This window comes from Pseudomonas sp. 11/12A (assembly GCF_000800055.1).
GTDB lineage: Bacteria > Pseudomonadota > Gammaproteobacteria > Pseudomonadales > Pseudomonadaceae > Aquipseudomonas > Aquipseudomonas mohnii.
On sequence record NZ_JUGV01000001.1, the window covers coordinates 2,851,644 to 2,875,371 of the forward strand.

The 23,728-nt window shown below is 56.6% G+C and carries 19 protein-coding genes; 3 read left to right on the forward strand and 16 right to left on the reverse strand.

All coding sequences use genetic code 11. From position 1 onward, the window contains the following. Nucleotides 1-30 precede the first annotated feature (30 nt). From GQ39_RS13100 to GQ39_RS13150, 11 genes are all read right to left on the reverse strand, one after another. Nucleotides 31-1,173: a hypothetical protein gene (locus GQ39_RS13100; RefSeq protein ID WP_047530415.1), complete on the reverse strand. Its 1,143-nt coding sequence runs from the start codon at nt 1,171-1,173 to the stop codon at nt 31-33. 298 nt (nt 1,174-1,471) lie between these two features. Beyond that, a complete protein-coding gene (locus GQ39_RS13105) occupies nt 1,472-2,215 on the reverse strand; it encodes a WecB/TagA/CpsF family glycosyltransferase (RefSeq protein ID WP_047530416.1) in 744 nt (247 codons plus the stop codon). Continuing rightward, a complete protein-coding gene (locus GQ39_RS13110) occupies nt 2,215-3,402 on the reverse strand; it encodes a glycosyltransferase family 2 protein (protein WP_047530419.1) in 1,188 nt (395 codons plus the stop codon). The genes GQ39_RS13105 and GQ39_RS13110 overlap by 1 nt, the downstream gene beginning before the upstream one ends. Continuing rightward, nucleotides 3,399-4,601: a glycosyltransferase gene (locus GQ39_RS13115; RefSeq protein WP_047530422.1), complete on the reverse strand. Its 1,203-nt coding sequence runs from the start codon at nt 4,599-4,601 to the stop codon at nt 3,399-3,401. Before GQ39_RS13115 ends, GQ39_RS13110 begins: the two co-directional genes overlap by 4 nt. An 11-nt stretch (nt 4,602-4,612) precedes the next feature. Then, nucleotides 4,613-5,599: a VirK/YbjX family protein gene (locus GQ39_RS13120; RefSeq protein ID WP_047530424.1), complete on the reverse strand. Its 987-nt coding sequence runs from the start codon at nt 5,597-5,599 to the stop codon at nt 4,613-4,615. 7 nt (nt 5,600-5,606) lie between these two features. Then, nucleotides 5,607-6,584 (reverse strand): glycosyltransferase family 2 protein, encoded by a 978-nt coding sequence (locus tag GQ39_RS13125; protein WP_047538849.1) that lies wholly within the window; start codon nt 6,582-6,584, stop codon nt 5,607-5,609. A 5-nt stretch (nt 6,585-6,589) separates the two neighbouring features. Then, nucleotides 6,590-7,114, reverse strand: coding sequence for a serine O-acetyltransferase (locus GQ39_RS13130; protein WP_047530427.1), 525 nt, complete (start codon nt 7,112-7,114; stop codon nt 6,590-6,592). A gap of 7 nt (nt 7,115-7,121) precedes the next feature. Further along, complete coding sequence (locus GQ39_RS13135; protein WP_047530430.1) at nt 7,122-8,078, reverse strand: glycosyltransferase family 2 protein; 957 nt, start codon at nt 8,076-8,078, stop codon at nt 7,122-7,124. Beyond that, nucleotides 8,071-8,688: an acyltransferase gene (locus GQ39_RS13140; RefSeq protein ID WP_047538850.1), complete on the reverse strand. Its 618-nt coding sequence runs from the start codon at nt 8,686-8,688 to the stop codon at nt 8,071-8,073. The genes GQ39_RS13135 and GQ39_RS13140 overlap by 8 nt, the downstream gene beginning before the upstream one ends. 98 nt (nt 8,689-8,786) lie before the next feature. Further along, nucleotides 8,787-10,283, reverse strand: coding sequence for an FAD-dependent oxidoreductase (locus tag GQ39_RS13145; protein WP_047538851.1), 1,497 nt, complete (start codon nt 10,281-10,283; stop codon nt 8,787-8,789). 330 nt (nt 10,284-10,613) lie between these two features. Continuing rightward, nucleotides 10,614-11,990 carry an oligosaccharide flippase family protein gene (locus GQ39_RS13150; RefSeq protein WP_047530433.1) on the reverse strand — a complete coding sequence of 459 codons (1,377 nt, stop codon included), beginning with the start codon at nt 11,988-11,990 and terminating at the stop codon, nt 10,614-10,616. 95 nt (nt 11,991-12,085) lie between these two features. Here GQ39_RS13150 and GQ39_RS13155 point away from each other — a divergent pair, with 95 nt between their 5' ends. Together GQ39_RS13155 and GQ39_RS13160 are read left to right on the forward strand one after the other, a co-directional pair. After that, nucleotides 12,086-13,612, forward strand: a complete 1,527-nt coding sequence (locus GQ39_RS13155) for an O-antigen ligase family protein (protein ID WP_047530436.1) — start codon at nt 12,086-12,088, stop codon at nt 13,610-13,612. 4 nt (nt 13,613-13,616) lie between these two features. Then, entirely contained in the window at nt 13,617-16,277 is a 2,661-nt protein-coding gene (locus GQ39_RS13160; RefSeq protein WP_047530438.1) for a cellulase family glycosylhydrolase, read from the forward strand. 56 nt (nt 16,278-16,333) lie between these two features. On the opposite strand, the gene GQ39_RS13165 is transcribed toward GQ39_RS13160, so the two are convergent. Then, the gene (locus GQ39_RS13165; protein ID WP_047530441.1) at nt 16,334-17,980 is read right to left on the reverse strand and encodes a phosphoethanolamine transferase; all 1,647 of its coding nucleotides are present in this window, start codon (nt 17,978-17,980) and stop codon (nt 16,334-16,336) included. Nucleotides 17,981-18,360: 380 nt separating this feature from the next. Here GQ39_RS13165 and galE point away from each other — a divergent pair, with 380 nt between their 5' ends. Continuing rightward, nucleotides 18,361-19,338 (forward strand): UDP-glucose 4-epimerase GalE, encoded by a 978-nt coding sequence (gene galE / locus GQ39_RS13170; RefSeq protein ID WP_047530443.1) that lies wholly within the window; start codon nt 18,361-18,363, stop codon nt 19,336-19,338. Between the two features lie 43 nt (nt 19,339-19,381). Here the strand turns inward: galE and GQ39_RS13175 are convergent, their stop codons facing one another. Genes GQ39_RS13175 through GQ39_RS13190 form a run of 4 tightly spaced genes read right to left on the reverse strand, consistent with a single transcriptional unit; the run spans nt 19,382 to nt 23,462 of the window. Next, nucleotides 19,382-20,173, reverse strand: coding sequence for a CpsD/CapB family tyrosine-protein kinase (locus tag GQ39_RS13175; RefSeq protein WP_047530445.1), 792 nt, complete (start codon nt 20,171-20,173; stop codon nt 19,382-19,384). 11 nt (nt 20,174-20,184) lie between these two features. Continuing rightward, entirely contained in the window at nt 20,185-21,750 is a 1,566-nt protein-coding gene (locus tag GQ39_RS13180; protein WP_047530447.1) for a GumC family protein, read from the reverse strand. Between the two features lie 21 nt (nt 21,751-21,771). After that, nucleotides 21,772-22,884 (reverse strand): hypothetical protein, encoded by a 1,113-nt coding sequence (locus GQ39_RS13185; protein ID WP_047530451.1) that lies wholly within the window; start codon nt 22,882-22,884, stop codon nt 21,772-21,774. A gap of 32 nt (nt 22,885-22,916) precedes the next feature. Next, nucleotides 22,917-23,462 (reverse strand): polysaccharide biosynthesis/export family protein, encoded by a 546-nt coding sequence (locus GQ39_RS13190; protein ID WP_047530453.1) that lies wholly within the window; start codon nt 23,460-23,462, stop codon nt 22,917-22,919. Nucleotides 23,463-23,728: the final 266 nt, after the last annotated feature.

Genomic DNA, 23,728 nt, shown 5'->3' on the forward strand with positions numbered 1-23,728 from the left:
CACATAAAACTGCACTTACTTCGAATCCATTCAGGCGGATATAACGCATTCCATTCGGGGCGGCGACTTCAAATGACTGTAACGACCGCGCAAGGTGTCAAGAAGCGACGCTTGTGGCGGCCTGGCACAATGGAGATATATTTTGGACAGCCCACCAAAACCCATTTCACGATAGCGGTTTGCAATTTCTTCATCACTCGGCCCGTCAGGCAGTCCCAGATGAAGCGTCAACTCTTTGCCTTCAACTGCAAATAGCGGGGTTTCCCAAAGAAATGTCGGCGTGCCCACTTTAGGTAGTCGAACAAACATATAACCGTTGTTACCCAGCGTATTGACATCCCCGCCGCGCCTTCTTTTCCATTCAAGCAGTCCATCGTCCGGACGCGCCAGGCAAATGCCGATATCGTAATAGTCAAAACCGTTTTCAATCGCCCATTCGAGCGCCATGAAGGTGGTAATTGAATTGACTTCACGTAGTTTTTTGGCGTCGGAATACACCGTTTCCGGGTAACCAAACCGGATCGTGCTCCAGTAACGCTTGCCGCCCTTGGTGATGACACACCCCAGATGGCAAGCGACAACGTCGTTCTCCAGCAGCACCAGATCAAGCCGGCCGGCATTTTTTGCCACCCTGCGAACCTCGTGCGTGTCTATCTGCGCCGCGGCCGAACCATGCCTGGCCTTGGCATAGGGCTGAAGCATTTGCTGATCCGCACATTCAATCTCATCGTCGTTCAGCGCCTGTTTCATGCGATAGCGCAGGCGATTCTTGCGCAGGTTGCGACGCAGTTCGGTGTTGTACCGCGCGGTGATTTCGTCGAGTGACCTGCTCAGCGGCACAATGGCACTCAGGTACTGGGGCACGCGCAATGCGCCGGGAGTGGGTATTTCACTGACCAAAACCGTCGGGTTTGACGGGTCGGGTTTTAATTGGCTATCCGCGCTTGGCGCGTCCGTCCCCAAGAGCACTTTGGCGAATTCACGCTGGGTTTTCCTGCCGATATAGAGGACGTTGAAGGAACTCTCTTGCCGTAGTTTGAATTTGACAATTTCCCAGCGCCAAAAACATGCCCGACTTAGTATGTCCCGCAGCCACGACACGGTTCTCCTTAGCTCGAAGCGTAAAGAAGGAGATATGAGCTTGCGTATTTTTGACGCTATATATTCTTTCATTTGCTCACTGGCGCAGGTCGAGGGAAGGTCAAATTAGTTTGCAAGTAGCTAGATGAAGACTCGAAACGAGCGTTCGACCGCCAGCCCCCTTTCAGGAAATCAAGATATTCGAGGAGATTTTTCTGGCACAGCGTTAATGAAGACACAAAACCCAAATAGTCCGACAAGTCGAGAATACCCACAGGAGTAAAGATGCTACACCCGGGTTTTGCAAGGCAGTGAAGGCCTCGCCGCCGTGTTTTTGCGCCGCGTGTTTTTACGCCGGTCTGCGCCCCGGATTGATCCCGCACCTGGCCAATCAGCTGGCCGCCTTCTCTCGGAATACCAGGGTTCGCAGCAGGAACATCGGGTTACCCACCACGTAACGCGTGAACAGCCGCCTGGGTTCGCTGATCAACCTGAACACCCACTCACAACCGAGGCGGCGCATCCACTGGGGGGCCCTGCTGACCTTACCGCCGAGAAAATCCAGAATCGCCCCGCCGCACACGATCAGGCAAGGCACTCCGCTGGCCGCCAGTCTCGCCGCAACGGATTCTTGCTTGGGCATGCCCATGCCCAGAACAATCAGTTCTGGCTGAAACTCCCGGGCAAGCTGGACATAGGCCTCCACTTCGGAAAATCCGTGGTGGGCCGAAACAACGTTTACGGCGTACAGCGCCTCGCTACGCTGAACAGCGCTGTTCAGATACGTTTGTTCGGTGCCCCAGAACGCCACGCGCCGACCTTTATAGGCCGCCAGTATTTTCGGAATGAAATCCGTACCGTTCATGTTCAGGCCCGGTGCCAGGCCGAGTCTGCGCAAGAGAATGGCCATGCCGGAGCCATCGCGCAACAACACGTCGGCAGCGGACAGCGAAGCGTAATAGTCGGCGTTGGCCGCCACCAGGTTCATGGCGTGGGCGTTGACGAACCCCAGCACTGTCGACCGCTCGGGACGGGACAGGGCATCGATCAGTCCTTGTTCATCCTGATCATCATCGACCACGCGCAGCGTGCGGATAATCGTCTGCCATTTGTGCAACCAGGCCAGGGCGCGCATCAGTTGTCATCCCGTTTGGAACGCACCCACTCAACCTGGCGCTTGAGCAAGAAGCCTATGTACAAGGGGATTTTTTTCACCGCGTAGAACGGCGCATACATCAAGGCGGAGAACGAAATGATCTCGCGACCGAATTGGCTCCAGGCCAGCAGGATGGTCGCTGCCAACAGCAGCACCCCGGTCGTGGCGATCAAGGCTGGCGCCAGGATTCCGGCCAGTAGAAAGACCAACCATGAAAGACCCAATGCCGCCACCAGGGCCAACGTCAACAGGGCCAGCGGCGGTACCAGCAAGTCCAGGGTCATGGCCAGCAGATTACCGTTTCCCTTGGCCATCGACTCCACCAACAACTTGGGCGTATCACCCAGGATGACCCCCAAGTGACCATGTTCCCAACGCGTACGCTGAGTCGTCAGGCCCTCTTCGCTGCGTGGAAAATAACTGGTCACCAGCGCATCGGGGCAAAACAGCGGCGGTTTGCCGCTTCGGCAGAAATCCAGGCCCATCTTCAGATCTTCGACGATGTGGTCGCTGGCCAGATCGATCAGCGGCAGATCCCGCCAGGCGAAAGCCATTCCCGTGCCCATTAGTTGGCAGGGCAAACCGAGCCGGGCCCAACCTCGCGGGCGCACCCGATTCTTCACGCACCAGGCAAACTCGGCAATTTGCACTTTCAACCCGGAACCTGCGGGAGCGCGCATGAGATTCAACGATTGTGTGGGTCGGCCCGAGTCCATGCAGCAGGTGGCCAAACGCTCGACAAAGCCTTCGCTGATCTGGCAGTCGGCATCGACAATGATGATGACGTCCGGCGCGGCGCTCGCCAGGTGACGGACCCCGAAGTCCAGCGCATACCCCTTGCCCCGTTGCCGGTCATTGCTGCGCTCCACCACTTCGGCGCCCGCCGCCCGTGCCAGCGAGGCGGTGTCGTCGGAGCAGTTGTCCGCCACCACCAGCAGGCGATCGCCTTCCAACAGTTGCGGCCCAATGGTATTCAAGGTCGCGACGATGACCGAGGATTCATTGTGCGCCGGCACCAACACCGCGACCCGTGGCCGCGAGGATTTCGCCGACGGCAGCGACCGCGCCGGCAGCCAGGCCAGCAACACCTGGACGAACAGCACCCCCACCGGGAGGACGATGAGGATCAACAGTCCGCTGAACAGCCAATTAAACAAGGTGATCATGCTTGCGCCCTGAACAGGTGAGCCAACTTGGTGGCTTCGGTATCGATATCGTGTCGTTCCAGCACCCGTTGATACGCCGCCTCGCCCATCCGTTGCAGGACGTCGGCAGGTTGCGCCAGGCAATCGGCCAGCGCCGCCGCCAGCTCGTCGACGTCGCCAGCGGGAAACAACCAGCCGTTCTCGCCCTGGCGCACCAGCTCGGGAATGCCCGCTACGTAGGTCGTCAGAACGGGCCGACGCAAGGCCATGGCTTCCATGATGACCACCGGCAAACCCTCGGCGAAGCTCGGCAAGACCATGGCCCGCGCCGCGAGGATTTCCGCGCGCACCTGATCGCTGCTGATCCAGCCGGTGATTCGCACCTGGGCCTGCAATTGGTACTGTGCGATCAGCGCTTCGATCTGCTCGCGCATCTCACCATCGCCGGCCAGCACGATCTCGAACGCCACGCCCCGTGCCGCCAGGAGGCGAGCGGCCTCAAGCAACAACAATTGGCCCTTCTGCTCACACAAACGCCCTACGCAGACCAGCCGGGGCGCGGACGGCACGGCCACCGCCGGCACATTGTGAAACGCCTGTTCCAGTCCACAGTGCACCACTTTGACCTTTGACCAATGTGCATGATCCACCCAGCGAAACAGCTGGCTGCGTCCATAAGCGCTGATGGCCGCCACAAACGCTGCACGCCGTACTTTCTCGCCCAAATGGATGAACTGCGGTTTGTCGAATTCTTCCGGACCGTGCACGGTAAAACTGTATGCCGGCCCGCCAAGCGCACTGGCCAGCATCACCACCTCGGTGGAGTTGGTGCCGAAATGCGCGTGCACATGCCTGGCGCCAAACGCCTGCAACCAGGTGAGCAGGCGGCACGCCTCAAGCAGGTAGACCAGATGGTAAGGCCAGGAGCGATCGGCCCGCCGCCCCATGCGCAGCGCTAACCCCAGCGCCGAAAAGAAGCGTCGCGGCTGGGCGCGCAGTACCTGTAGCGCAGGCGCCAACAGACCTTTGACGCCGTCCTGCAGCACGTAGCGGGTTTTATCGCGTTCAGACACGTCTTCGGCATCCACCAATTCGGCATCCCAACCTCGCAGGGCCACGCGCTGTACCTCGAAACCCTGGCGCTCCAGGGCCAGGATCTCGCGACGGATGAAGCTATGGCTGACCTTGGGGTATTGATTGATGAAGTAAGCGATGCGCATGGGACCCCGGCTTAGTGGTCAGTACGGAGGGTGGTGACGGCAGGTACTTGCGCCGTGGTGCAGGAACCTTGAGGGCGATTCGCTGCAGGGCAACCTTTCAGTGCCTGATCCAATTGCGCAAAGGTGCTGTCCAGAAGTTCATATCGCCTGCGGTACATGGCCCGTTTTTTTGAGGCTATCGCGTCAAGCGGCTTTCGGGACGGGGCCATGGGTATCTCGAAAAAGTCTTCGCGCTCCGACGGGGTGGCACCATGCTCCAACCATATCGAATCATAATCAGCCAACAGCTCCTGAGCTTTGCTGGCGCCAAAATACGGATGACGATGGTGACGGTATCCATCGCCGACGGCATACATTTTCTGGACGCCGATATGGGCCGCGATGTACTTGATGACTTCAATCAAGAAGCTTCTCGGTCGCAGGCCTTCGAACGCCTTGGTCAGGTCCCTGTAGATGCCCAGGGATTTTTCACTCTCGACACCTTTGTGTATCCCCTGCACCGCGCCGATGAACAGACAAAGCTCACCTTCCACACGACACAAGGTGAAAGCGATCGAGGCGATGCGCAAATCCTCCTGAAACAGGTTCAGCACCAATTCCCCTTCGCGCATGAACCAGATCGGGCGATCCAGAACCAGGGAACAATGGGCAGAGAACGCCGACAAATCGCTCAGTACCAGCCTGTCGTCCCGTCCATAGAGCAATAACTGCGGACAGCTTTTTGTGACCACTTCGTAATGCGAGGCCAACACCCCGAGTCGGTCCCCGGCACTCCAGCTTTTACTGATGTAGGGCCAATGAACCACACCCAGGCAATCTGCGCCGAGTCGCTTGAAACCCGCCTCGCCCAGAGCACTCGACATGCGCGACAAAAACAACTTCAGTTCGGCCCGGTTCTTCGCCACCAGCACCAGCATCTTGAGCTTGTTTTTCAATGCGCTGGGGGAATACCCGGCATGTAACGAATACATGCTTTTCAGTGCCAGCCAATCACTCATAGAAGTCTCACTTGTATTCGATCAACGCCGACTTGCCGGCGCCGAATCTGTTCAATAGAAACTTTATTTGCCCGAACATCTCGGGAAATTTCCCGAGTACGAGAAAGAAAGCCAGCCGCCAGTTTTTGTCCGTCGATGCTTGACCTCGACGGGCCAGGCGCACGACTTGCAGCGGATAAACCAACAACACCAACAGCCCGAACCATCCCGCCATCAGGCTGACAAGCACCGTCGCCAGCGGGATTCCCAACCCCCAGAACCAGGCACGGCACGACTCACGCCGCCAATGCTGCTCCGGTGTGGCGCCATGTAAAAAAGCGCCCTCGGCAAAGGCATAACCACCGCGCAGGGTGCGCCGCCACCATTGGCCGAAGCGAGTCATGGCCGCATCGTGCAAGGTCATTTCTTCGGCCAGACGCCAGACTTTCCAGCCCTTGGCGCGCAGTCGCACACATAATTCCGGCTCTTCACCGGCAATCAGGTCCGGACGAAATCCAGACACCGAGGTGAAGGCGTCGGCCCGCATCAGCGCATCGCCACCACACGCCCTGGCCTCGCCTATCGGCGTGTCCCATTCCAGATCACACATGAAGTTGTATATCGAATGTTGCGGATAACGTTCACGGCGCCGTCCACAGACCACCGCCACCTGCGGTTGCGCATCCAGAAAGGCCTGCGCCCGGGGCAGCCAGCCAGCGACGACCTCGCAATCACCATCGACGAACTGCACATAACGCACTTGCGGCAATAAACGTTGCACACAGGCGAATCCTTCGTTGCGCGCACGCGCAGCGGTGAAGGGAATCGCCATGTCCAGCTCGACCACCTCGACGCCGAGCCCGCGTGCCATCTGTACGGAGCCATCGGTCGAGCCGGAATCGACATACACAATCTGCTGCGCCATACCGAGCACCGAAGCCAGGCACCGCTGCAATCGCGGCCCCTCATTGCGACCGATCACAACGACGCCGATGCCGGTGGCCATGGCGTTCAAGAGCATTCCCTGGCGGGTGCGCCCTGCCGGGTCTTGATCGTCGCAGGCACCCCCACTGCAATCGAGTTATCCGGGACATCGATCAGCACCACGGCATTGGCCCCGATCACCACATTGTTGCCAATGCGTATATTGCCCAGCACCTTGGCACCGGTGCCTATGTCGACATTGTTGCCGAACACCGGGGCAATCGGTTCGTTGACATTCTTGAGCCCCACGACCACGCCGTTGCGTATACGGCAGTCATCGCCGAATTGCGCATAACCACTGATCACGATGCCGCCGAAATGGTCGATGACGAAGTTGCGCCCGACCACCACCTCGCACGGCAATTCGATGCCCGTGATGATCTGCACGAATTTGAAGAGCACTTTGTAGATAAAGGAAAACACTTTGCGCAATGGCGCGGGACGTACGCCATAGCGCCAGCGTCCGAAGCGATAAACCAACATCACCCAGAAACCCTGGGCGGCCCAATCACCCGCATATGCACGCAAGTCCGCACGTATGTTTTCGAACATGGTTTATCTACCGTGTTGGTTGGGTTGCGAGTTTTGTTTCACCCAGCAGCGCCCAGGTCACACGAGCATGCTGCCAACATGCCCCGATGGCGGCACGGCCGCGGCCCTTCAACAGTGCCTTGAGCGCCAGAATCAGATCGCCCAGGCTGACCAGCAGCATGTGCCCGGCCAGCCCGGACAGACCGTGATGTTTGCGGAAATACAACAGCTCGCTTTCGATTTGCAGCTTGGGAATTTGTCGACTGGCGGTGTTGAGCTCGTCAACAGACTTGGCGCTTTCACCACCGATATGCACCACGGTGGTATGCGGGTAATACACCACTTTCCAGCCCGCCTGTTTGACCCGCTTGCAGTGGTCGACCTCTTCGTAATAGAGAAAGTAGCGCGGATCGAACAGGCCGACCTTGTCGATGACTTCGCGTCGGATCAGGTAGTAACACCCCGGCACCCAGTCGCATTCACGTACCGAGTCATGGTCCCAGGTCATGTCGTCGACCTTCTTCACACCAGGAAAAAAACGCTCCAGCCCGGTGCGTGCCAGGAAGACATTCAACGGCGTCGGGAAATAGCGGCAGGAGGGTTGCAAATCGCCCTCACGCCCGACCAATCGAACGCCCAGGACCCCGCAATCCGGATGAGCCTCCATGTATTCGAGGGTCTTGCTCAGGGTATCGGCGGCAACGAAGGCGTCGGTGTTGAGCAATAACGCATACTTGCCTTGCAGGTGTTCAACGAGTTGATTGTTGGCACGACCAAAACCGACATTTGTATGATTGGCCAGTTGCAATGCCTCTGGACAAACACTGGCCAGACGCTCCAGCGAATTATCCGCAGAGGCATTGTCCACCACCAGATACCGCGTGCGTTGCGTGTCGTTTGACTGACGTAACGCATTAAACATCGGCTGCAACAAAGAGGCTGTGTTGTAGTTAACGACCAATACATCGAGGTCGGCACTAACCATTGGGTTGTTCGCCAAAAAAATACTCTGCGCGCATCGCTTGCAGCTTCGGTTCCAATTCCGGATCAAACAAACCGTCGCGATTCTCGATCAGGTCAATCCATGGGTACTCGGCGCAACGCTCTTTGATATTTTTCACCAGCGTTTCCATCGTACAGATAACCCTGGCTGGATTACCCCCGACCACCATCCCGGGCGGAACGTCTCTCAATACAACAGCGCCGGCGGCCACCACCGAATCAGGACCAATCGTTACGCGCGGCATGACGATGGCACCGTGGCCGACAAAGGAATTGGCACGGATATCGACGCCGCCGACAGAGTCGAGCTTCGTTCCGTCACGCGCGTTGATGACATGGACGATGCCATCGTGGCCGAATATTGTGCAGTCGGATAAACCTACGTTGTCACCGAGTCGAAGCATCGCCGGGTCGGTGATGTTGCACCCCAGGTTGATCCAGGCGCCTTTGCCGACGGAGTGCAGTCCTCCCCAACGCCCCATGTGTTGGGCCCATTCATACCCGTCAGGTTTACAAAACTTTTTATAGAGTGAGGTGCCACGCCCTGTTGTTCTGGCGTAATGAGCAATAGCGCGTTTTAGTAGACCAATCATCCTGTCAGCCTCAAATTCAGCGATATACATCTGTGCCAGGGTTCATACACCCTGATTCTTTATTACCACTACTCTAAGCGTAGCCCCCTCCTAAAAAATCAACTCGGAAAATCGATAAACTCTCCTGTTCCGGAATACCTTCCCACCGCGGGGCCCATTTCCTGATTGAGATGATCGGCCAGCCTCAGCGCCAGTTGCAGCAGGGGCATCGTCGGGTTGCAGGCACCGCCGGTAGCGAAGACGCTGCTGCCCGCAACATGAAGATTCTCGACCCCGAACACCTTGCAGTTTTCGTCGACAACGCCAAATTCAGGCGAGGCCGCCATCCGCGTGGTCCCCATATGGTGGGCATGGGGATTGACCTTCAGCGGCAAATCAACGTCATAAACGCACGCATCCAGCTTGACGAAGCCCAGCCCCGTGTCGGCAAAACACTTGGCCACTTCGAGCCCTATGGACTTGACGGTATTTCTGTCCACCGGGGTCAGTTCCCAGTGAATGTTCACTTTTTTCATGCCCAACGCATCGCGCTCTTCGAGTAACGCGATGCGGCTATTGGGGTTGGGGAATTGCTCGATCAGCGTGCCGAGTACCCCGTCCCCCGGGCAATCGAATTTGGTAATGAACTCGATCTTGTGCGCCGCCCCGATGTCACAGATGAGATTCTCGAAAAAGTCCTTGATCGCCGCCGTTCGCCCATAGGCTTTCACCTCGGATACCAGCGAGGCCGTCACATTCCCCTTTCCCGATTCGTGTTCCTTCACGAAGGCATCCGTCGTGAAGTACTGCCGGGCTTCGGTACCCTGCCCGTCCTTCAGAATAAACGTGCCCATTTCTACGTTCAGATGCTCCATGAAGCATCTGCCGACCAATCCGTCCTTCTTTACGATACCGCCAGCAGTCAGGGACTCACTGTTGAGCAACTGCCTGGCATTTTCGATCGCGCCCGTTGCCAGAATGAAGTGCCTGGCCCTGACTCGCTCCTGATGCAACTGGTAGTCCGAGACGAGGATCGTCTCGATGCGGCCGGTCTTGCTATCGAACTCCAGATCGACGCAGTTGCAGTTGATGAAGACATCAAGCCCTTCTGTCTCATTGAGCTCCTTGGCGTATTTCTGTGCAAATCGCGTCGGTGGGCTGAGCAGGAAACGATCGGCTTCGAAGTCTTGGCCATCCAGATTGGCATTGATTGCCTTGAATCCGGAGTTCGGCGGGAGATCGACAATATCCATGGCCGCCGCCAGATTGCGTTCGATCTCGGAAAACGCGATGGGCCAGCCGGGCAGGTGCACGGGAGGACCCACGGCAAAGTCCGAGCGCTCGAATGGACGGCATCGTCCCGCCCAGTGATTGGAGGTACCGCCAAGAAAGCGCAGGCGTGTTTCCTGTGCGTAGACTTCAAGGCCTGTCGACGGGCACTGGTAGAGGTTCTGCGAAACCGGTGAATACTCGTGCCCACCGCCTTCGATAAGCACGACATGCCGCCCATTACCGGCTAAACGCAAGGCCAGCGTAATGCCGGCCGGCCCTGCGCCGATAATGCAGATGTCATAGTGATCGCGGAGTTCTTTCTGCGATTGGTAATCTTTGATCATGATTTTGCTGGCCGAAAATGCTGGGCAGGCAACACCCATCCGTTGATCACAACAAACTCGGATTTGGCGGCGGCAGGCCGGGCAACCGTTTCGGAAAATCCAATAGCGAGCCCCCCGAGACTCAATAGGGCACACGCCTGAAGGAAGCCCCTGCGCCCCATCACAGAGGTATTCAAATCAGTTTCTCTCATGATTCAAAGCTCCACGACATCGAGATTGCGTTGGAATTTCAACTACACACCAACGCCACAATTTATTGGCGCCAACCATCAATACCTCAATGGCGACGTCGTGCCACAGCAATGGATTCAACAAGAGAGATAGATCAAATCAAAGCCACTTGGCAAGGCCCGTCAATAGCTCCCCGCACAAAGCCCCCACTGCAAGCATTGGCAACACCACAAGCTCGCGCTTGAGGCTGAACAACCCCAGACGATAGTTCACGTAAAACACCAGGATAAGCGTAGGGAACGTATGCAGGGCGACCCCCCAGATCGCGTACTTGACCCCGCCAATGGCCAGCAGCAAAGGCACCAGCACCCACAACGAGACCACGCGAATAATGTTGTCCATGGCCTGGTATTTGGTGTGCCCCAAGGCAATCCAGATCTGATTCGCCACCATGTAGCGCATGGTGAAAAAGGAGAGTGAGAGGATCGCCAGCATGTCGCCGGCCTGGGCGTAACGCTCATCGTACAAAACCCTGATGAGCAGTGGGCTGCCCGTCAGGAACAGTCCGCAGAAAAACAGGCAGGCGAGATCGAACATCATTTTCAAGCGGAAGTACAACGCGTGGAGCCGTGCGGTGTCATGGTTTCTTGAAGCCTCACTGAAGGCTGGCAGGGCCACCGCTCCGACTATCCTTTGCAACCCAAGCTGAACGGCTCCCAAAATCAGTACGGCGATAGAGTAAACGCCCAATTCGCTGGCCGTCATGCTGCCACCGAACCAGACACGGTCGCCGTACATGGCCAGCACGCCCACCGCCGATGACAACAAGATCCAGCGACCAAAGCCGACCAATTCATCGAGCGCAGCACGTTCCCACCGTAGACGGTTGGACGGGCCCTCGAACCAGATATGCCCCAGCAACGTGTTGACCAGCGATTGCACCAGACCGGCAACCACCAGCGACCAGATGGACCGGGTGAGGTAACCGACCACCAGCATGACCAACAACCCGACGACCTGGGAGGCAAACTCGGTGAGTACCACTTTCTTTTGCTGGAAGGCGCGCACAGCCAGGTCGACTTTCGTCGACTGAAAACCAACGATGATTGCCGAGAAACCGGTCACGGCCAAGACCAGCGGCAACTCGGGTGCGGCGTAGGTGGAATCGACCGCCCAAAGATTGAGGCTCTGCGCAAACCAGGCGAGGGCTGCGAGCGCAAGCGTCGAGGCGAAGAGGATAAAGCCACGCAGGATTTGCACGGTCCAGATGGTATTGAGAAACACCGGATCGTCGCCACGCGGGCTCTGAATGATGTTCTGGCGCAAGCCGACATCGGACAATAAATGCAGCACCAGCGAAACGGTGATGGCGATCAACATGATGCCGAACATCTCCGGCATCAGCAGACGGGCCATGATCAGGTTGCCGCCCAAGCGGAAGGCTTGTGACGTAACCAGAGCCCCCAGATTCCAGACCCCAGCAGAGATTGCTCGCCCACGAAGGCGGGATGATGGCGAGAAATCAGCTAGCGACATAACATCAACTCCGGACTCAATGGCACGAAAGGTACTATAGTCGCATTTGGCCATTCCACTAGCCTTCGCTCATCAATCAATAAGTCCAATCGCCCATGCCTGAGCACTTACGAGCGTTAATCGTCATTCTGGTCCTTGCCGGCGTTGTTTTTTTCATGGCACGTCGGCCGGCAGAAGACCTGATCCCCGCCCGACACTTCACGCGTCGGCGCAATCTGTGGTTCGCATTGACGCTACTGGCCTTTTTTGCGCACAGTTTCTGGCTGTACGCCGGCATCGCCGCGATCATTTTGACCGTCGCGCAGAAACGCGAACGCAACCCTGTCGCGCTGTTTTTCATGCTGCTGTTTCTCATGCCGCCATCGGGAGCGGAGATCCCCGGCTTCGGCGTGGTCAACTATTTCTTTGTCCTTAACCATGTTCGCCTGCTGGCGTTTTTTGTGCTGCTGCCGGCTTTCCTGGCGCTGCGCAGGCGACCGGACACAATCCCTTTCGGACGCACCTGGCCCGACAAACTGTTGGCCGCCAACATCGTGCTGACAAGCCTGCTCTATTTGCGCGAAACGACCGTCACCGACGCGTTGCGCCAGACGCTCTATCTGTTCATCGAAGTGTTTCTGCCCTACTACGTTGCCAGCCGGGCGCTGAGGAACCTCAGCGACTTCAAGGACGCTCTGTTTGCATTTGTAGTCGCCGCCATGGTGATGTCGCTTATTGGCCTCTTCGAATATTCCCGTAACTGGCTGCTCTACAGCGCGCTGAACAATGCCTTGGGCATGCAATGGGATATGTCCACTTACCTGACTCGCGGCGGCTCATTACGCGCCAGCGTCACCACCGGACAGGCCATTGCACTGGGCTTCGTCATCAGTGTGGCCAGCGGGCTGTACCTGTACTTGCAGGAAGATGTACGCAGTCGGCTGCAAAGAGGCCTGGGCGCGCTGTTGCTCGCCGGCGGTCTGTACGCGCCGCTGTCGCGGGGTCCCTGGGTCGGTACCGCCGTCATGATCGTCGTGTTCATCGGCACCGGCCGCAAGGCCGTCAAACGCCTGATGCTGCTGGCGCTCGCCGGAGTTCTCGCCCTTCCGTTGCTGGCCGTCGTACCGGGCGGACAAAAAGTGCTCGATCTGCTTCCTTTCATCGGCACGGTAGAGGCCGAGAACATCACGTATCGGCAACAGTTGATCGATAACGCCATGATCGTTATCCAGCGCAACCCCTGGCTGGGCTCATTCGATTACCGCAGCACACCGGAAATGCAGTCCTTGACCCAGGGCCAGGGGATCATCGATATCGTGAACACCTATATCGGCATAGCCCTGTCGGTGGGATTGATTGGATTGACGCTGTTCGTGTGTTTTTTCGCCGCGGTTCTGCTTGGCATCCGCAAAGGAATGCGCTCGTTCTCCAACAAAGATGATGAGGCACGCCGACTGGGGCGTGCACTCCTGGCGACACTGGCCGGGATCCTGATCACCATCGTGACCGTCAGCAGTATCACCGTCATCCCCGTGGTGTATTGGTCGATAGCCGGACTGGGCGTGGCCTACGCGCAGATGGCCCGCAGGCTCAGGCAGACCTCGACGGCGGTCACGGCGAGTGCCCATCTCCAACTCAGGTAGCCCCATGATCCCATTGCTCCGACGTCCCCGAATACTGCTCGCGCTCCTGCTGTTTTTCGCTATCTGGCCGCTTCGTACCTGGGCGTCGGGATGGGTCGCGAGTGTGGACGAGCGCAACGGCCTGCCCACGCTGATGCGCGGTGGCAGCCCGGCGGTTACCACGACATTTTCGTTCTTCGGGAGGAGCTGGGACTGGACGTATCTGCAAACCGAATTCAAGACCAACGGACCTTATCGGTACACCCTCGCGGGTAAAAACACCGCGCTGGATTTCGACTTGAATGCACAGATTCAGAAGCAAGACCCGCAATCGTTGATCTGGAAGTTTGCCCTGGATGCTCGCAGCATGAAGTCGGACTTGTCCGGTGGCGGCATCGTCTTCAACTTCGACCCCTCACTGTTCGCGGGAGAAATGGGCCCGCCCACTTTGCTGCCCGACAACCGTGGCTGGTCCTGGGGCAATGCGCAAGGGCGACGCATCGAAATGCGCTTCGAGCCCGCGCTGGCAGGCGTGTACTTTGAACCGGGCGATAAATCGGAGGTGCGTGCCTTTTTCTACAAGAACACGATCAAACCTGGCCGCCAGGAGTTCACCGCCACCTTGAGCGTTTCCGGCGATGTGGCGATCGGCCCCACCAGTAGCGAGCGCTTCGGACTGACGGACCCCAAGAGCTGGCCCACTGACAAGCTCGACTGGAAAACCTCGCCGGTCGATCTGTCCTTTCTCAATGCCGAGGAAAAACCTGCCGGCAAGCGCGGATTCGTCAAAGCCTCCGGCGAGCAATTGCTATTCGCGGACAACACCCCGGCGCGCTTCTGGGGTACCAACCTGTCGGCCTATACGCTGTTCGGCACGCCAGACGATGCCATCAAGCAGCAGGCCAAACGGCTGTCCGCACTGGGTTTCAATCTCGTGCGATTGCATCACCATGACTCGCCGTGGGTGCTCCCGAATATCTTTGGCGACAGCCGGGTCACGCGCAGCACCCAGGAACTGAGCCCGCAGTCACTGAAAAAAATCGACTGGTGGATCAAGTGCCTGAAAGACGAAGGCATTTATGTGTGGCTCGATATGCACGTCCAGCGAGCTCTTTTGGAAAAAGACAACATTTATGGCTTCGATGAATTGCCGAAAGAAGAGCAGAACTTTGCCTATCTCAAGGGCTATGCCTATGTGAATCTCACCATTCAGAAAGCCATGAAGCGCTTTACCGAAGACTACCTGACCCATGTGAACCCCTACACCGGTCTGGCCTACAAAGACGACCCGGCGGTCGCCGCCGTACTGATCACCAACGAAAACGACCTCACCCACCACTTTGGCAACGCCCTGTTACCAGACAAGAACGTGCCGAAGCACAACAGCATCTACATGGCAGAGGCCAAAGCCTTTGCCAACCAGCACAATCTATCCGCAGACCAGACCTGGCGCTCCTGGGAGCCTGGTCCCTCCAAGCTGTTCCTGAACGACCTGGAACGACGTTTCAACGTCGACATGATCGAGCACCTGCGTGGCTTGGGCGTGAAAGTCCCCATCGCCACGACCAGCACCTGGGGCGGTAACAGCCTGAATTCCCTGCCCGCCCTTACCGTCGGCGACGTCATCGACGTCCACAGCTACGGAGGCGCTGGGCAGATAGAAAAAAACCCACTGTACAGCGACGGCATCGTGAACTGGATCGCCGCCGGCCAGGTCGCGGGCAAACCCTTGACCGTCACCGAGTGGAACAACGAGCCCTTCCCGACCCCAGACCGTCACTCGCTGCCACTCTATATCGCCGGCACCGCCAGCCACCAAGGCTGGGATGCACTGATGCAATATGCCTACAGCCAGGAGCCACTGGGGGGCGAAGGGATGAGCGCCAGCAACTGGCACGCCTATAACGACCCCGCAATGCTGGCCACCCTGCCCGCCGCCGCCTTGCTGTATCGCCGCGCAGACGTTCGCGAAGCAACAACGACCTATGTCTTTGCGCCGACGCCAGGCACCCTGTTCAACCAGATGATCACACCGGCCAACTCTGCTCTGCTGCGCACCGCCATGGAGAAAGGCAAGCTGGAAATCGCGATGCCGCAGACGCCGGAATTGCCCTGGTTGCAACAGAGCGTTATCCCGAGCAATGCGCAGGTGTTTCATGACCCCGGGCAATCGCTGCTGGACGCCAATGCCAACGAATCGACGACCGACACGGGTGAACTCAAGCGCAACTGGAAACAAGGCGTCTACACCATCAATACGCCGCGCACCCAGGCCGCGACCGGCTGGATCGGCGGCGAGTCGATCAGCCTGGGCAACATTCAAGTTCAAGTGAAGACCCTCAACGCCAGCGTGGTGGTGCAAAGTCTGGATGAAGCACCTTTGGGCCAGTCGCAGAACTTGATGATATCCCTGGGCGCTCGGGCCATCCCCCAAGACAACGACAAAACACCTTTTTACGTTGAGCCCCTCGAGGGCACGCTGACACTCCAGGCGCCGCAGGGTTTGACACTGTTCACTCAAGGCATCATGGGGCAAATGAAGAAGCTGCCCGCGACCTATGCCGATGGTCACTACAAGATCAAGTTCGACGGCTTGCAGGCGTCGAACTGGTTGTTTTTGAGAAAGGGCGACGCGAAGTCAAACCCTGTCGATACAGCCTCATCACCCTCCTCCACCCGCCAATAATCGGCCAGTCGACCTGGGTTGAACAACGCCTTGCGGCGTTGTTCAATCGGGACTATTCAAAGGCTGTCAAAGTCAAACGATGGAACATAGCCTGCGCCGAGCAGATGTGGACATTGAGACGGTATGAACTCATCACTTAACAAATCTTCCGAGCCTTTATACTTATCCGTGAAAACCCCCGTGATATTTAAAAGAGTATGTGGAAAGGAAGATATGCTGACCTTCTGACTCTCCCTGTCCTTCAGCTTTGAAAGCTTCAGGGATTGATCACTTGTAATGTTGGGCGATGCCCAGATAAATGCCGACACCGAGAGATCATGTTTATTACCAATCCCATGCCCCACCAACCCTCGGCTGTCATCCATCATGTTCTCACCATGATCCGACGTATAAAACAGGACAGCCGCTTTTCCGCTTGATTCCAACGCACCAATAAACGCATTCAACAGCCAGTCCGTATACAGGATAGTATTGTCATACTCGGCAGTCATTTTATCCTTCATGCTGTTTGTTGCAGGCTTGAACTGAGCGAAGCTGGCTGGGTATCGACGTGAATACTCGAAATGGCTCCCCTTGATATGAATAAATATGGCTTTCTTTTCCGTGTCTTTTTTCTGCAGTATTTTTTCATACTCCGAAATCAATGCACCGTCGTAACTCCTCTCAAAATATTGACGGTATTGAGCCTCTGCAGCGATGTTCGGAATGATTCCGCCAAAACTATCCACTTCCTGTGCTGACAACCAATACGTCATGTACCCGGCTGCACGATAGATACCCACCAATGATTTGGTCGACGCAATAGTGTCCCAATCCGATATGGGGTCAAGGCTCAGCATTGAAGGAACCGCGTACGACGTATAGGGGGCTGTCGTACACATATTTTTGAATTTGAAAATCCCCGCCTGTTTGTCGAGATGGGGGGTCGTTTGCTTGTCATAGCCATAGAGCGACCAGCTGTGCGGCCGTGACGACTCACCAATCACGAACACCACGGTGTCAATATTCGACTGATCCGACTGGCTGGTGATGTTCACTTCATGTTCTCGACGTCGCTGGATAAATCTCTCCGAGTTCGAATACAAATCTGCAGTCAGTCCCATTTGCGACAAATAACCTATGGGTATGCTTTGATCTTTTGCCAGGAGATCCATGACCGCAGATTTCCCGAAAGAATTCATTTTCACGGTTTTATAAAAATACGCCCCATACCCCAGCAGCAAGGCGCTAAAGACCAAAAGAAAAACACCGTTATTCCTGTATAACTTGCGCTTGTACAGCCCTGTCAATCCCACCCCATAACACACGATGAATATCAGCAGAGCGATACTGATGGACCGCCAATAGGTCGGTAGAAAGTCGCTCGCCTCCTTGTAATTGGTCAACCCAACAAACACGTAAGCCGCTGTCAATCTCGAGTTGAAATTCAAAACCAGAAAAAGATCAACAGTCGCGACCAAATAAAACGGCAGCAGAATGACATGGACCCTGAATTGATTGGACGAAACAAACCGAATAGCCAAAAGCCATAACACCGACATGGCAATCGTGTAGAAAACCAGCAAATCAATTTTCGAATATCGATAACTCGTGATTAATTTAATGATCAGCGGTGACAGCAAAAAGGCCCAGAGCACCAGATTCGGCCATTCGGCCTTTAACACCTTTAATGAGCATTCGGCAATTTTTGGGGTTCTTTTCATTTTATAATTATTCTCGTGGAATACTCACTTGCCGCCCCAAGGGAGATGTAATCAACGCCCTCGGGGCCCATGCCCCGAAGCAATCGCTCGCCTGGCCAGGCTGAACGATTGCAAGAAATCAATCAACAACTCAACAACAGGTGCGTACTCAATGACACAAAACGTACTATAGTCGCCTTTAGCCATTTCCATTCGCCGTCGCTCATACAACCAGGCATTGGACCGGTTGTTTTTGAGCAAGGCGTCACAGGGCAAAGCACGGCCAAACCCTGTCAATGCAACTCAACGGCTAAATTACCTAACATAATGCTCAATTGAAACGCGCTGACGTTCCAATCTGTGCTTGCATTGAAATAGTTTCCAGGAGTTCGGAGATCAGGATGAAATTTTTGGTGGTGGGTGGCGCGGGCTATATCGGCTCACACATGGTCAAGCAACTTCTGGCCGCGGGCCACGATCTGGTGGTGGCCGACAACTTCTCAACGGGCCACCGCAGCGCATTGACGGGCGGGGAACTGGTTGAACTGGACATCGCTGATGTGCAGGCGCTGGACGCTCTGTTTGCGAAGCACCGTTTCGATGCCGTGTTCCACTTCGCTTCCTTTATACAGGTGGGCGAATCCGTCACTGAACCTGCCAAGTATTATCAGAATAACTTCGCCGCCACGCTGACACTGCTGCAAGCCATGGTCCGTGCCGGGGTCAAACATTTCATTTTCTCCTCGACCGCCGCCGTATATGGCAACCCGGTATACGTACCCATTGACGAAGAACACCCCAAGGCCGCGATCAACCCGTACGGGCGCAGCAAGTGGATGGTGGAGCAGACGCTTGAAGATTTCGACCGTGCATACGGCCTCAAGTCGGTCTGCCTGCGCTACTTCAACGCCGCCGGGGCAGATCCTGAAGGACAGTTGGGTGAACGCCATGAACCGGAAACCCATCTGCTGCCACTGATCCTGCAAGCCGCCTCGGGCCGGCGCACATCGATCACCGTCTATGGCCGTGATTACGACACCCCTGACGGCACGTGCATTCGCGACTATGTCCACGTTACCGATCTCGTCGCCGCTCACGCACTGGCCGTGGATTACCTACTGGAGGGGGGCGCCAGCACCGCGTTCAACCTCGGCAACGGTCTGGGTTTCTCGGTGCAACAAGTGATCGACACTGCGCGCCGGGTGACCGGCCAGGATATCTGCGTCAACGATGCACCACGCCGTGCCGGCGATCCACCACGTCTTGTGGCCGATCCGGGACGGGCCAATACCCTGCTGGGCTGGACACCGAGATTTGCCACGCTTGAGCAGATTGTGACGCACGCCTGGAACTGGGAGCGCAAGCATCCCTGGCATTGAAAGCAGGCGCTGACGAAAAACGCCGAGCGCCTGAAGGTGAGCGCTAGTAGTAAGAGCGGTTTTGGGGTTCGGCTTTGTTCAGCACCGTGCCAATGAGGTTGGCGTTTGCCAGATGATGCAGGCTTTCCTCGATCTCTTTCTTGCTGTTCATCCCGTTGGCGACTACGAGCAAAACGCAATCGAATTTCGGCAAGACCGTAATCACGTCGTCCGAACTCAACACCGGCGGCAAGTCGAAAATCACGATACGTGAGTTGTAGCGATCGCGAAGATCGCTGATCAAATGGCTCACGGCGGGCGATGACAGCACCTCAGTGGACAGCGGAATCGGCTCTCGTGTCGGCAGGACCACAAAACGCGGCAAGGTCGGGTTGACCAGCACGTCCTGCAGTTCGGCTTCATCGGCGAGCAACTCATTGAGCGATTTTTCCATCGGAAGGCCGAGGCAGGCACCCACCTTCGGACGCCGCAAATCGAAGTCCACCAGCAACGCTGTCTTGGTGGTGTGGTGGGCGATGCTCATCGCCAGGTTGATCGCCAACACCGTTTTGCCTGAATCCGGGGTCGGGGAAGTGATGGCAAGCGTGCGCCAGCCGTTTTCTTCCATGGCTTTCAACACCTGCGTGCGCAGCAAATCGAAAGCCCCGCCCATGCTCGAATTCTTGTTGTAGGCCACGATGCGATTGCGCTCGAGGTGGTCTGCCCTCAAGGGGACAACCTTGGTTTGCACGTAGCTGAGGGCATTGAGCGTTGCAGACTGCCCAGTCGATGTGGTCACGAGACTCGATGAAGCCGGTTGCTCGGCTTTATCGCCCGCGGGCTTGATTATTTCCATGGCTATATTCCTTATTCAAATCGCGCCAGAGCCTTAAACACCAGCAGGTCCAGAGGCATGTAGAAAAAATGCAAAAGGACCAGAAGGCATGCGATCAACACAATTCCACAGAGGATGAGCAGTGTTCGCAATCGCTTGCTGCGCTCAAGTTCTGCCTTGGTGTGAATGTAGGGAATAGTGCCCAGAACGCGTCGACCCAGCACACTGGTCAGGGCTTCAACGCCGCGTACACGCTGATTCAACATCTCCAGCAGCATCACCAGCGCACCAGCGCCTACCGGGGCGAGCACAAAGCCCATGGCAACGACTTTCTTGCGATTGGGCCTGACGGGTTTCTCAGGCATCAACGGCGCCTCAAGAAGCACAAAACGCTCGGCCTTGTTTTCCTGCTCCAGGCTTTCGGAGATCTTCGCCCCCATTTCCTTGGTGCGAATTTCCTCGTACTTCTTGCGAGCGTTGTCATGGTCGCGCATCAACGTGACCAGGCCGCGCTCGACTTGCGGCGTCTCCAGAATCTGCGCCTCGTAGGCGTCTATCTTGGAAAGGAGTTCACGCTTCTGGTCGGCCAGCGACTTGATGCGCGCTTCCGAAGCGGCGACCCGGGCCTGAGCCTTGGCCACCTCCAGGCTGACGGAGCTCACTGCATTCGCCCCCGGCCCCTGAGCGGCCTCGAGTGCGGCTATCTTGCGCTTGACGGCGCGCACATCGGGGTGCGCTTCGGTATAGAGCGACAGCAATCTTGTGTACTCAGCCTTGAGACTGCCCAGATCCTGCGGCTTGTCAGCTTCCGCACCCGTTGCGCCCGGCTTGCTCACGACACCGGCGCTGGCCGCGGAAACTTCCAATTCGTTGAAGCGCAACTCCTCGCGGGCAGCCTTATAGTCACGGTCGATTTCCTTGAGCTCGGTTTCGGCGCGCGACAGCATATTCATGCGCAATTCCTGATGCTCGGGCAGCGCGTTACTGTGCGCCTGCTTGAAGTCCGCCAGACGGTTCTCCAGGGTTTCCAGTTCAACCCTGAGCTTGTCCGCTTCCTGTGTCAGGAACTCCGTCGTTTCACTGGCGCGCTCGGTGCGCTGCTTGATGTTTTCATCCAGAAACAGCGTAACCAGTTCCTTGGCAACCTTGTTCGCGATTTCTGGCTGCTTGTGCTCAAAGCCCAGGCGGAAAGCGATGGTCACCTCCCCGCGCCCCTTCACGGCGGCACTGACCAAGGAAACGCTAATTGCATTGCGCATCTCTTCGATCTTTTCGGTAACGCTCAACCGCCGGCTTTCCGAGGAAAAAAGATTGTATTTATCGATGATCCCTTCCAGGTGCTCGCGGGTCATCACGCGCTGGCGAATGACTTCGATGCGCTCGTCGGCAAAGGTATTGTTATTCGCCGCGACCAGATCGGGCGAAATCTGCTGAGACTCGACCAGAATCGTGCCGGATGACTGATAGACAGGCGGGATGTACATCGCAACCAACACGCTCACGGCAAAAATCACCGCGATACTCACGACCACCAGCACCGCTCGGTGCTTGAGTATTGCTATGTAGTCGTTGACCGACATTTCGTATTCAGAGGCCATAAATACTCACACAGCTGGGTTTCAGAGTTCGGGATAACTATAGGTCAAAGTCAACCCGACGACGTTGGCGGTGGCATCCGGCAAGCCATCTTGCAGGCGTTGTTTGTAGGTGTAGGATAGGCGCGCAACCCAAAAAGGCGAGAGCTCTCGACTGGCCCAGACATTAAAGTTGCGCAGGGTGCTCGGCGATTGCCCTTTGGTTTTTTGCCACGAGGTATCAATGCCGGCCCGGCTGAGTTCGTCGATGGAGTAGCTCCACGTACCCCGCAGATTATTCGACTCGACGAAACCACCATTGCCGTTGGCGATCGTGCTGCGACTGGCGTCGAGGGTCGTGTCAAAACGCTCACCGGCATAGTGCAGGTTGAACCCGCCCTGACCGGTGGGGCCGCTGTTACTGCCCGAAACCTGGTTGGCACCCACATACGCCGAGACCTCGAGCTGCTCGGAGATCTTGTAGTTAAAACCGGTCGTTGGCGTATAGCTGTTTGAGGAGGCCACCCCGGAACCCGATTTGGGCTCATAGCGCCGCGCGGAAAAACGCGTGAAGAGCTCGACGCGTTCACTCCAGGTGTAATTCCAGCTCAATTGGTTCGAAAGTTCATCGTAAGGGGTCAGCGAACCAATATCGTAATCGACGTTCGTGTATTCAACCTCGTCGATCAGCGAGCTTCTCTCCGTGACCGCAGTACGCCAATTGCCGCCCAGCGTCGATTGTTTCTGCGTGCCATCGGTCGCAATCACGCCGGTTTCCTGAACCTCGCTGGAGAGGGTCGAGCTCTCGACATAACTCGCCGTCAGCCCGTAGGCTCCCTTTTCGGTATCTCGCTGCCAGCCCAGCAACAGTTTCGGGTCTTCACGATCACGAACGATGGATGTGTCAGAGGAGCGAACGACGTTCAATCCAAGACCGATGCGCAACTCATCAAGATCAGACGTTCCGACGAGGCTGAAATCGGGGGCGATGATCGTGCGGGTCACGGCCTTTTTGGCATCGTCTCCGAGAAGTACCGGATTGCTGTCGTACTCGACGGTCGAAGGCAATGCGATTGAAGATTGCCAAGTGGCGGCATAGGCCACCCCCGAATACGGCAACATGAGAATGGCTGTGGCAGCCCCGGTCGTTCGTAGCATAAGAAAGCTTAACCCCAATACGTCGCGCAAGGTCAAGGCACGACCAACGTATCGCCGGCCTGGAGTTCATAGTTGGTGGACATGTCACGCCCGGATATCAGATCGCTGTAATGAACAGGGAGCACCTGCTTGTTCCGCACGACCTTGATGCCATCTTTGTCGGCAAATTTGTCGAGCCCGCCCGCCATGCTCAGAACTTGCAGTACCGCCGTCGGCCCCGCCAACTGCACCGACCCGGGTTTCATCACCTTACCCTGGGCGTAGACGAGATTGCCTTTGGGATCACGCACGACCACGCTTACGTTCGGGTCGGGTATGAACTCTTCAAGCTTTTTCGCAATCAGTTTTTCGACGGCCGATGTATCAAGCCCGGCTACTGCGACTCGCCCCACCAGCGGGAAGTTGATGCTGCCATCGGGAAGTACGTGCACCTCTTCCTTGAGCGTGTCTTCTCGCCAAACGGAAACAAAAACGACGTCCCCTGGATTGAGAAGGTAAGCCGCGTTATTTTCGCTGGCAGTGGTAATGCCTGACCAGACAGACAGCGCACAGAGCGCAGGTAACAGTAAACGCAACATCGGGATCCCTCCGCCTAAGTAGCCTTGCCAGGAGTTTCACACAAAAGCGGAGTCAAATCACGCTCTTCCCTCTCATGTCCAAAAAAACACAAGAGAGCAATCGGATCGAGCTTATCGGCGGATAATTTCATCTGACACTACCTCAGACAGCGAAATTTTTTTTATTAAACAACGACTTACAACAAAACAAATCAACCCGCACCAACTTCGTCAATTTTATTGCGTTATAGTCGGCAGCCATTTTAACTTGGCAAAAATGGCAAACC

Bases quoted from the DNA above. Each gene is read 5' to 3' on its own strand.
- GQ39_RS13120 (WP_047530424.1), bottom strand. From the start codon at position 5,599: ATGAGTGATTGGCTGGCACTGAAAAGCATGTATTCGTTACATGCCGGG.
- GQ39_RS13135 (WP_047530430.1), bottom strand. From the start codon at position 8,078: ATGGTTAGTGCCGACCTCGATGTATTGGTCGTTAACTACAACACAGCC.
- GQ39_RS13125 (WP_047538849.1), bottom strand. From the start codon at position 6,584: ATGGCCACCGGCATCGGCGTCGTTGTGATCGGTCGCAATGAGGGGCCG.
- GQ39_RS13105 (WP_047530416.1), bottom strand. From the start codon at position 2,215: ATGCGCGCCCTGGCCTGGTTGCACAAATGGCAGACGATTATCCGCACG.
- GQ39_RS13175 (WP_047530445.1), bottom strand. From the start codon at position 20,173: ATGGAAATAATCAAGCCCGCGGGCGATAAAGCCGAGCAACCGGCTTCA.
- GQ39_RS13160 (WP_047530438.1), top strand. From the start codon at position 13,617: ATGATCCCATTGCTCCGACGTCCCCGAATACTGCTCGCGCTCCTGCTG.
- GQ39_RS13150 (WP_047530433.1), bottom strand. From the start codon at position 11,990: ATGTCGCTAGCTGATTTCTCGCCATCATCCCGCCTTCGTGGGCGAGCA.
- GQ39_RS13130 (WP_047530427.1), bottom strand. From the start codon at position 7,114: ATGTTCGAAAACATACGTGCGGACTTGCGTGCATATGCGGGTGATTGG.
- GQ39_RS13190 (WP_047530453.1), bottom strand. From the start codon at position 23,462: ATGTTGCGTTTACTGTTACCTGCGCTCTGTGCGCTGTCTGTCTGGTCA.
- GQ39_RS13110 (WP_047530419.1), bottom strand. From the start codon at position 3,402: ATGATCACCTTGTTTAATTGGCTGTTCAGCGGACTGTTGATCCTCATC.
- GQ39_RS13145 (WP_047538851.1), bottom strand. From the start codon at position 10,283: ATGATCAAAGATTACCAATCGCAGAAAGAACTCCGCGATCACTATGAC.
- GQ39_RS13115 (WP_047530422.1), bottom strand. From the start codon at position 4,601: ATGCGCATCGCTTACTTCATCAATCAATACCCCAAGGTCAGCCATAGC.
- GQ39_RS13155 (WP_047530436.1), top strand. From the start codon at position 12,086: ATGCCTGAGCACTTACGAGCGTTAATCGTCATTCTGGTCCTTGCCGGC.
- GQ39_RS13185 (WP_047530451.1), bottom strand. From the start codon at position 22,884: ATGCTACGAACGACCGGGGCTGCCACAGCCATTCTCATGTTGCCGTAT.
- GQ39_RS13140 (WP_047538850.1), bottom strand. From the start codon at position 8,688: ATGATTGGTCTACTAAAACGCGCTATTGCTCATTACGCCAGAACAACA.
- GQ39_RS13100 (WP_047530415.1), bottom strand. From the start codon at position 1,173: ATGAAAGAATATATAGCGTCAAAAATACGCAAGCTCATATCTCCTTCT.
- GQ39_RS13165 (WP_047530441.1), bottom strand. From the start codon at position 17,980: ATGAAAAGAACCCCAAAAATTGCCGAATGCTCATTAAAGGTGTTAAAG.
- galE (WP_047530443.1), top strand. From the start codon at position 18,361: ATGAAATTTTTGGTGGTGGGTGGCGCGGGCTATATCGGCTCACACATG.
- GQ39_RS13180 (WP_047530447.1), bottom strand. From the start codon at position 21,750: ATGGCCTCTGAATACGAAATGTCGGTCAACGACTACATAGCAATACTC.